Below are 8311 nucleotides of genomic sequence, written 5' to 3' on the forward strand. Positions count from 1 at the left end.
AGTCTACCAGGGGGCGGGGGTACGTGGGGTCGCTAGATGAGTTTGATCAGCGAGACGATCAGGCCGGCCTGCAGGGTCATCAGGATGGCAACCTTCCACCAGATCTGACCGATTTCCTGGTGCATCTGCCCCATTTCCTGGCGCACTTTGCCGAACTCCTGGTAGACCTCTTTGAAGCCGGCGTCCACGTGCTGGCGGAGTTCACCCACCTCTTGGCGCACACCGTCTACGTCGTCCTTGGTCGCCATTTGAGACAGGACGAGCGCCATAGCGTTGGCTTGGCTGGTGGTGAAGTCCACAGCCTCCAGCTCCTTCTTGATCCACGCCGCGTCCATCGTGCGCCCCGCCGTTCTGCGCGTTTACGGCGATGATGATCATACGATTGCACGTCTAGCGCAAGCTTCGCGGCAGTTGGCCAAGCGGACGATAGCACGAGAAAGCGCGGAACGCCGCTTCGAGACGCGGTCTCGCGCGAGCGTACGGCCATGGGCGCGGTTACACCCGTCGGTCTTTTACCATCAGATTAGCTCGACCAAAGCTATGACAATGACGGTTTGCACGATCGTCATCGCAACGATCTGCCACCAAAGCTTCCGGAATGCGTGGCGAATGTTCGCGCATTCCTGGTGAATGCCCGCGAATACGGCGTCGCGTTGAAGGTCTAGCTCGCGCGAGCCGTGCAAAAACTGGCGGGCATCCGGCGGTGATTGCTGGCGATTTAAGGTCACCTTGGGCGGTTCCCGTTCGGTTCTAACGGCTCTCGCGGCGGCCGCGGGCTGTAAGCGTTACAAGCGAGAGTCACTTCGTACGGTAGCGCCGTAATATACCGCAAAAATAGGCGGACCGCCGATTGTGCACGGCGATCCGCCCTTCGGTAGGCATCCGGTGTAGGCGCGCCGGCGTCTACCCCAACCGGTTCGCGATCAGGCCGCGGGCGATCACCTGGGCCTGGATCTCGGCCGCGCCCTCGAACACGTTGAGGATGCGCGCGTCGCACAGCACGCGGGAGATCGGGTACTCCAGCGCGTAGCCGTTGCCGCCGTGGACCTGGACGCCGTTGTCCGCCGCCGACCAGGCGACCCGGGCGGCGAGCAGCTTGGCCATGCCAGCCTCGATGTCGCAGCGGCGGTCCTCATCCTTCTCGCGCGCGGCCGCCAGGGTCAGCTGCCGGGCCATCATCGTCTCCACGGCCATGAAGGCGAGCTTGCCGCCGACCCGCGGGAACTCGACGATCGACCGGCCGAACTGCGCGCGGTCGATCGCGTAGCCCATGGCGAGCTCGAGGGCGTTCTGCGCCACGCCGACCGCGCGGGCGGCGGTCTGGATGCGCGCGCTCTCGAAGGTCGCCATCAGCTGCTTGAAGCCGGTCCCCTCGACCCCGCCCAGCAGCTGGCTGGCCGGCACCTCGAACGCGTCGAACGAGATCTCGTACTCCTTCATGCCGCGGTAGCCGAGCACCTCGATCTCGCCGCCGCTCATGCCGTCGGCCGGGAACGGGGTCGCGTCGTCGCCGCGCGGTTTCTCCGCCAGGAACATCGACAGCCCGCGCCAGCCAGAATCGTTCGGGTCGGTGCGCGCGAGCAGGGTCATCAGGTCCGAGCGCGCGCCGTGGGTGATCCAGGTCTTGTTGCCGATCACCTTGTAGCTGTCGCCCTCGCGCACCGCGCGGGTCTTCAGCGACCCCAGGTCGGAGCCGACGTTGGGCTCGGTAAACACGGCGGTGGGCAGGATCTCGCCGCTGGCGATCCGGGGCAGGTAGTGCTCCTTCTGCGCCTGCGTGCCGCCCAGGCGGATCAGCTCCGCGGCGATCTCCGAGCGGGTGCCGAGCGAGCCCAGCCCGATGTAGCCGCGGCTGAGCTCCTCGGTGACCACGCACATCGCGGTCTTGCCCATGCCGAGCCCGTCGTACGCCTCCGGGACCGTGAGCCCGAACACGCCCAATTCGGCCAGCTGGTCGACGACCGCCATCGGGATTAGATCGTCCTTCAGGTGCCATTCGTGGGCGTCCCAGGCGTGGGCGTCGGCGACCTTGCGGAACTGGTCGCGCACCATCTCCATGGTGTCGTCGTCAAAGCCCGCCTCGCCGAAGTCGCGCTGGTCGAAGCGCTCGACCAGCAGCGCGCACAGCCGCATCCGGGCGGCGTTGGTGTTGCCGCCGCGCACCAGCGCCTTGACGCTGGCGTCGTTCTGGAAGGCGTCGATCGCGTCCGAGCCGACGTCCATGTCCTCGGGCCGGACCAGCTCGCCCTGGCTCATCGCGATGCCGCCAGCGAGCTGGGCCAGGTATTCGCCGAAGCCGATCTGCAGGATCAGCCGCTCCTGCGCGCGCAGCTGGCCGCGTTCCTCCAGCTTGTCGGCCCAGGCCAGCGTCTCCGTCAGCGTGGCCACGTAAGTCGCCATCCAGGCATAGCCGTGCGCGGCGAACTGCTCGCGCATCACGGCCTTGCCCTCGACCTTGCCCTCGGGCGCGATCAGCCGGGCGACCGCCGCCTCGGCCTCCCGCTGCAGGGCTTGCGCGGCCGCGAGCGCGCTGCGGCACGTCTCCAGCAGGTCGCCGACCTCCAGGCCCTGGTCGTCCTGGCGCTGCATCTGGGCGGCTTGGCTCATGGCGTTCTCGTCCTTGCACGTGATCAACGGGATCGCCCGCGGATGGCCCGTACGGCCCCCGGCTTTTTCCGCGACCGGGGAACCTAGGGCGCCCTGCCTGGCCGGCCAGCCGCCCCCGCATTATCGATCAACGCGCGGGCGGCTGGCCGACGGTCTCGGCCGCTACTCCTCGACCGCATCCTCGAGCGTGCGCAGGCCGGGGCGCTTGGCGGAGACCAGCACCGCCATGTTGCCCGGCTTGTGCTCGTTCCTGAGCATCTTGGTGTGCGCGCGCGGGATGTCGGCCCAGGAGAACACCTCCGACATGCAGGGGTCGACCTGCCGGTCGTAGACCAGCTGGTTGGCCTGGCTGGCCTGCAGCAGGTTGGCGAAGTGGCTGCCCTGGATGCGCTTCTGCCGGTTCCAGACGAAGCGGGCGTCGAAGGTGATGTTGTAGCCGGTGGTGCCGGCGCAGAACACGACCATGCCGCCGCGCTTGACCACGAAGGTCGACACCGGGAAGGTCGCCTCGCCCGGGTGCTCGAAGACGATGTCGACATCGTTGCCCTTGCCGGTGATGTCCCAGATCGCCTTGCCGAACTTCTTGGTCTCCTTCATCCAGGTGCTGTGCTCCTCGGTGCCCACGTCGGGCAGCCGGCCCCAGCAGTCGAAGTTCTTGCGGTTGATCACCCCGCGCGCGCCCAGCTGGATGACGAAGTCGCGCTTGCTCTCGTCGCTGACCACGCCGACCGCGTTGGCGCCGGCGGCGGCGATGATCTGGATCGCCATCGCGCCCAGGCCGCCCGAGGCGCCCCAGACCAGCACGTTCTGGCCCGGGCGCAGGATGTGCGGCCGGTGGCCGAACAGCATCCGGTAGGCGGTCGCGTTGGTCAGGGTGTAGCAGGCGCTCTCCTCCCAGGTCAGGTGCGGCGGGCGCTTCATCAGCTGGCGGTCCTGCACCCGGGAGAACTGCGCCAGCCCGCCGTCCGGCGTCTCGAAGCCCCAGATCCGCTGGCTGGGCGAGTTCAGCGGGTCGCCGCCGTTGCATTCCTCGTCGTCGCCGTCGTCCTGGTTGCAGTGGACCACGACCTCGTCGCCGACCTTCCAGCGCTTGACCTTGTTGCCGACGGCCCAGACCACGCCCGCGGCGTCGGAGCCGGCGATGTGGTAGTCCTGGTTGTGGAAGTCGAGCACCGACACCGGCTTGCCCAGCGCCGCCCAGACGGCGTTGTAGTTGACGCCGGAGGCCATCACCAGGATCAGGACGTCGTGGCTGTCCAGCTCGGGGACGTCGACGACCTCTTCCTGCATCGCCGCGTCCGGCTCGCCGTGACGCTCCTTGCGGATGGTCCAGGCGTACATCTGCTTCGGCACGTGGCCGAGCGGCGGGATCTCGCCGACCTCGTAGAGATCCTTCTTCTCCTGGCCTCCGCGCAGGTTGACCACGTCGGCTTCGGCCGCCTGGCTCATGTCTCGCTCCTTCAAAGCCTGTTTTGGCAGTGCCCGTTTTGGCAGTCCCCGTTCCGGCAACGCCGCGTCTCACGCAGGGTCCTCGCCGGGTCTCAAGCGGGCCCGCGGGCGCCCGATCCGCGCCCGACAGGCGACCCCCGCACCCCGGGTCTGCACCCCCATACGCCTTGACTCATAGCGACGGTTTCGATCTTTTGCAATGCACAAGAACATATTTCTTAACCCGATAGCGGCTTGAAACGCAATAAAATGTCGCCGATGATAGCCTTCACGTAAGGTTTTGGCGGGTCAGGAGATCGAGCATGGCCGAGCAGCGCCGCACCGCAGCACACGCCCCGGGCGACGGGCACGCCCCCCTTGAGGCGCCCGCGCGCGACAAGCCGTGGATGATCCGCACCTATGGCGGCCACTCCAGCGCGAAAGCGTCGAACGAACTCTACCGCAAGAACCTGGCGGCCGGACAGACCGGGCTGTCGGTCGCCTTCGACCTGCCGACCCAGACCGGCTACGACAGCGACCATCCGCTGGCGCGCGGCGAGGTCGGTAAGGTCGGCGTGCCGGTGCGCCACCTGGGCGACATGGAGACGCTGTTCGAGGACATCCCGCTCGACCGGATGAACACCTCGATGACGATCAACGCGACCGCGCCCTGGCTGCTGGCGCTCTACGTCGCCACCGCCGAGCGCAAGGGGATCGCGCGCGACCGGCTGTCCGGCACGGTGCAGAACGACATCATGAAGGAGTACCTGTCGCGCGGCACCTACGTCTTCCCGCCGAAGCCGTCGATGAAGCTGACTGCCGACGTGATCGCCTTCACCTACGACGAGATCCCGCGCTGGAACCCGACCAACGTGTGCTCCTACCACCTGCAGGAAGCGGGCGCGACGCCGGAACAGGAGCTCGCCTTCGCGCTGTCGACCGCCAAGGCGGTGATCGACGCGGTCAAGGACACCGGCCAGGTGCCGGAGACCGATCTGCCGCGGGTGATCGGGCGGATCGCGTTCTTCGTCAACGCCGGCATGCGCTTTATCACCGAGATGTGCAAGATGCGCGCCTTCGTCCGGCTGTGGGACGAGATCACGCGCGACACCTACGGCGTCGAGGAGGCGAAGTACCGGCGCTTCCGCTACGGCATGCAGGTCAATTCGCTGGGCCTGACCGAGCAGCAGCCGGAGAACAACGTCTACCGCATCCTGATCGAGATGCTCTCGGTCGTGCTGTCCAAGGACGCGCGCGCCCGCGCGGTCCAGCTGCCCGCCTGGAACGAGGCGATGGGCCTGCCGCGGCCCTGGGACCAGCAGTGGTCGATCCGGATGCAGCAGATCATGGCGTTCGAGACCGACCTGCTGGAGTACGACGACATCTTCCGCGACAACCCGGCGGTCGAATCCAAGGTCGACCAGCTGTGCCAGGCCGCCCGCGAAGAGATCGCCAGGATCGACCGGATGGGCGGCGCCGTCGCCGCGATCGAGCAGGGCTACATGAAGGAGCGGCTGGTCGAATCCAACGCCCGCCGCGTGGCCGCGATCGAGAACGGCGAGCAGACGGTGGTCGGCGTCAACGCCTACACCAAGAGCGAGCCGAGCCCGCTGACCAGCGGCACCGACGGCTCGTTCCTCGCCGTCGACCCGAAGGAAGAGCAGGCGCAGATCGAGAGCCTGAACCAGTGGCGGGCGGCGCGCGACGACGCCAAGGCCGAAGCCGCGCTGGAGGAGCTGAAGGCCGCCGCGCGCGCGGGCCGGAACGTCATGGAGCCGTCGATCCAGTGCGCCCACGCCGGGGTCACCACCGGCGAATGGGGCGACGCCCTGCGCGAGATCTACGGCGGGTACCGCGCGCCCACCGGGGTCGGCAAGCAGGGCGGCCAGCCGCGCGGCGGGCAGCGCCCGCAGCGCCTAGCCGACGTGCAGGCCCGGGTCGAGCAGGTCTCCGAGCGGCTCGGCCGGCGGCTCAAGATGCTGGTCGGCAAGCCGGGCCTGGACGGCCATTCCAACGGCGCCGAACAGATCGCCGTGCGCGCCCGCGACGCCGGCTTCGAGGTGGTCTACGAAGGCATCCGCCTGACCCCCAAGCAGATCGTCGGCGGCGCGCTGGAGGAGGGTGTGCACGTGGTCGGCCTGTCGATCCTGTCCGGCTCGCACGTCGAGCTGGTGCAGGAGGTGATGCGCCGGATGCGCGAACAGGGCCTCAGCGACGTCCCCGTCGTGGTCGGCGGAATCATCCCGGAGAGCGACGCGGAAACCCTGCGCGCGGCCGGCGTCGCGGCGATCTACACGCCGAAGGACTACGACCTGACCGCGATCATGGCCGACATCGTCGAGATCGTGGACCGCGAGGGTGAGCGGGCGGCTTAAGGGCTGGCGTCCCCGGCAGGATTCGAACCTGCGACCTACAGCTTAGGAGGCTGTTGCTCTATCCAGCTGAGCTACGGGGACGCGGGGGCGCCGGTGTACGGGCCGCCGCGGGTTATAGCATGGGCGGCAGGCGGGTTTCGAGACGTCTGCGTAGGTTGCGCGCCCTGCGCGGGTGGCCTGGGCCGACCCAAAGCGAGGCGAGCGCCGCGAAGGCCGTCCCGAGCCGCCGGCGGGCGGCGTTATCGCACGCCGGGGCGCGGGCGCGCGCTGCGTGCCGCGTGGCACGCCCATTCCCGCTCCTACGTCACCCCCTTCATGCGCTGCGTCGCGGCGACCAGGGCGCGGCGGATGCCGGGTTCCATGGCGGAGTGGCCGGCGTCGGGGATCGTGACGTGCTGGGCCTGCGGCCAGGCCTGCTTGAGCTCCCAGGCGCTTTCGGGCGGGCAGATCACGTCGTAGCGGCCTTGCACGATGGTGCCGGGGATCGCGCGCAGGCGGTCGGCGTCGGCCAGCAGCTGGCCGTCGTCCAGGAACGCGTCGTGGGCGAAGTAGTGGGCTTCCAGGCGCGCCAGGCCGAGGGCGGTGCGTTCGTCGCCGAACGCGGCGATGGTCTCGGGGCTGGGCAGCAGGGTGGAACAGCTGCCCTCGTAGGTGCTCCAGGCGCGCGCGGCGGGCAGATGGACCTCCGGATCGGGGTCGTTCAGGCGGCTCAGGTAGGCGGTCAGCAGGTCGTCGCGCTCGGCCTCCGGGATGTGGCCGGCGAAGCGGGCCCAGGCTTCGGGGAAGAAGGCGCGCATGCCGGTCAGGAACCACTGGATCTCGCGCGCGCGGCCCAGGAAGATGCCGCGCAGGACCAGCCCGGTGACCCGTTCCGGGTGCGCTTGCGCGTACGCCAGCGCGAGCGTCGAGCCCCAGGAGCCGCCGAACACCAGCCACCGCGCGATCTCCAGGTGGTCGCGCAGCCGCTCGATGTCCTGGATCAGGTCCTGAGTGGTGTTGTCGCGCGTCTCCCCCAGGGGCGTGGAGCGGCCGGCGCCGCGCTGGTCGAACAGCACCACGCGGTAGTGCTGCGGGTCGAAGAAGCGCCGGTGTTCGGCCGAGGCGCCGGCGCCGGGGCCGCCGTGCAGGAACAGCGCCGGCTGGCCGCCCGGCTTGCCGGCGGTTTCCCAGTACATCGTGTGCCGGCCGTCCAGCGGCAGCTGGCCGCGCGCGTCCGCGGGCACGGGCGGGAAGAGGTCGCGTTGCGGCCGGGTCATCAATCCTCGTTCGGGTCGTCGTCGTTTGGGCGCGGCGCGCCGGCGCCGAGTCGCGCGCGCGGGCGGCTTCCGTCCGATATGGCGCAAATCGTCGCCGCGCGCATCCCCTTCGCGCGTCCACGGCTGTTAGACTGGCAGCGATTGGACTGGCGGCGATGCGGGCACGGGAGCGCGGCTTGCAACGACACTGGACACGGCGCGGCGCGCTGAGACTCTCGGCAAGCGGGCTGGCGGCCCGCGGGCTGGCGGGTGCGGTGCCGCGGCCCGGCCGTTCGGCGGCGGCCGACGCGCGCCCGGCGATCCCGGAGACCCTGGACGTGGGCGAGCGCCGCCGCGTCACCGAGATCGTCGACGGCGACACGCTGTTCCTGTCGGACGGTCGGGAGGTCCGGCTGGTCGGGCTGCAGGCGCCCAAGCTGCCGCTGGGCCGGCCGGATTTCGAGCCCTGGCCGCTGTCGGACGCCGCCAAGGCGGCGCTCAGCCGGTTGGTGCTGGGCCGGACGGTCACGCTCGCCTACCCTGGATTTTGCACGCAGCTGCTTGATGCCGTCTGGTAGCCGCCGCGAGCCGTTCGCGTAAGGGTCTTGGCGGGGTATTGTACGATGTGGATGTGGTGTTTTTCGTGTCTCGATTCAGGCCGGCGGC

7 protein-coding genes and 1 tRNA gene are annotated in these 8311 nt (G+C 69.2%); 2 read left to right on the forward strand and 6 right to left on the reverse strand.

Annotated features, from left to right (window positions below; genetic code table 11):
* Nucleotides 1–32: 32 nt before the first annotated feature.
* From CKO28_RS25490 to ccrA, 4 genes are all read right to left on the reverse strand, one after another.
* On the reverse strand, nt 33–335 hold the full coding sequence (locus CKO28_RS25490) for a hypothetical protein (RefSeq protein WP_200343895.1): 303 nt from the start codon (nt 333–335) through the stop codon (nt 33–35).
* A 183-nt stretch (nt 336–518) separates the two neighbouring features.
* Nucleotides 519–728 carry a hypothetical protein gene (locus tag CKO28_RS25495; RefSeq protein ID WP_200343897.1) on the reverse strand — a complete coding sequence of 70 codons (210 nt, stop codon included), beginning with the start codon at nt 726–728 and terminating at the stop codon, nt 519–521.
* A 175-nt stretch (nt 729–903) separates the two neighbouring features.
* The gene (locus CKO28_RS25500) at nt 904–2607 is read right to left on the reverse strand and encodes an acyl-CoA dehydrogenase family protein (protein WP_437127658.1); all 1704 of its coding nucleotides are present in this window, start codon (nt 2605–2607) and stop codon (nt 904–906) included.
* 162 nt (nt 2608–2769) lie between these two features.
* Nucleotides 2770–4056: a crotonyl-CoA carboxylase/reductase gene (ccrA, locus tag CKO28_RS25505; protein WP_200343905.1), complete on the reverse strand. Its 1287-nt coding sequence runs from the start codon at nt 4054–4056 to the stop codon at nt 2770–2772.
* A 386-nt stretch (nt 4057–4442) separates the two neighbouring features.
* On the opposite strand from ccrA, the gene CKO28_RS25510 reads away from it, so the two are divergent.
* The gene (locus tag CKO28_RS25510; protein WP_242480817.1) at nt 4443–6410 is read left to right on the forward strand and encodes a methylmalonyl-CoA mutase family protein; all 1968 of its coding nucleotides are present in this window, start codon (nt 4443–4445) and stop codon (nt 6408–6410) included.
* Between the two features lie 4 nt (nt 6411–6414).
* On the opposite strand, the gene CKO28_RS25515 is transcribed toward CKO28_RS25510, so the two are convergent.
* Together CKO28_RS25515 and pip are read right to left on the reverse strand one after the other, a co-directional pair.
* Nucleotides 6415–6491: transfer RNA gene (locus CKO28_RS25515), tRNA-Arg, on the reverse strand.
* Nucleotides 6492–6709: 218 nt separating this feature from the next.
* On the reverse strand, nt 6710–7666 hold the full coding sequence (gene pip, locus CKO28_RS25520) for a prolyl aminopeptidase (protein ID WP_200343909.1): 957 nt from the start codon (nt 7664–7666) through the stop codon (nt 6710–6712).
* A 176-nt stretch (nt 7667–7842) separates the two neighbouring features.
* On the opposite strand from pip, the gene CKO28_RS25525 reads away from it, so the two are divergent.
* Nucleotides 7843–8223, forward strand: a complete 381-nt coding sequence (locus CKO28_RS25525) for a thermonuclease family protein (protein ID WP_200343911.1) — start codon at nt 7843–7845, stop codon at nt 8221–8223.
* The last annotated feature ends 88 nt before the right edge of the window (nt 8224–8311 follow it).

The sequence above is a fragment of the Rhodovibrio sodomensis genome, from assembly GCF_016583645.1.
GTDB lineage: Bacteria > Pseudomonadota > Alphaproteobacteria > Kiloniellales > Rhodovibrionaceae > Rhodovibrio > Rhodovibrio sodomensis.

Coding starts and splice junctions, on each gene's coding strand:
- CKO28_RS25490 (WP_200343895.1), bottom strand. CDS start 335: ATGGACGCGGCGTGGATCAAGAAGGAGCTGGAGGCTGTGGACTTCACC.
- CKO28_RS25500 (WP_437127658.1), bottom strand. CDS start 2,607: ATGAGCCAAGCCGCCCAGATGCAGCGCCAGGACGACCAGGGCCTGGAG.
- ccrA (WP_200343905.1), bottom strand. CDS start 4,056: ATGAGCCAGGCGGCCGAAGCCGACGTGGTCAACCTGCGCGGAGGCCAG.
- CKO28_RS25510 (WP_242480817.1), top strand. CDS start 4,443: ATGATCCGCACCTATGGCGGCCACTCCAGCGCGAAAGCGTCGAACGAA.
- pip (WP_200343909.1), bottom strand. CDS start 7,666: ATGACCCGGCCGCAACGCGACCTCTTCCCGCCCGTGCCCGCGGACGCG.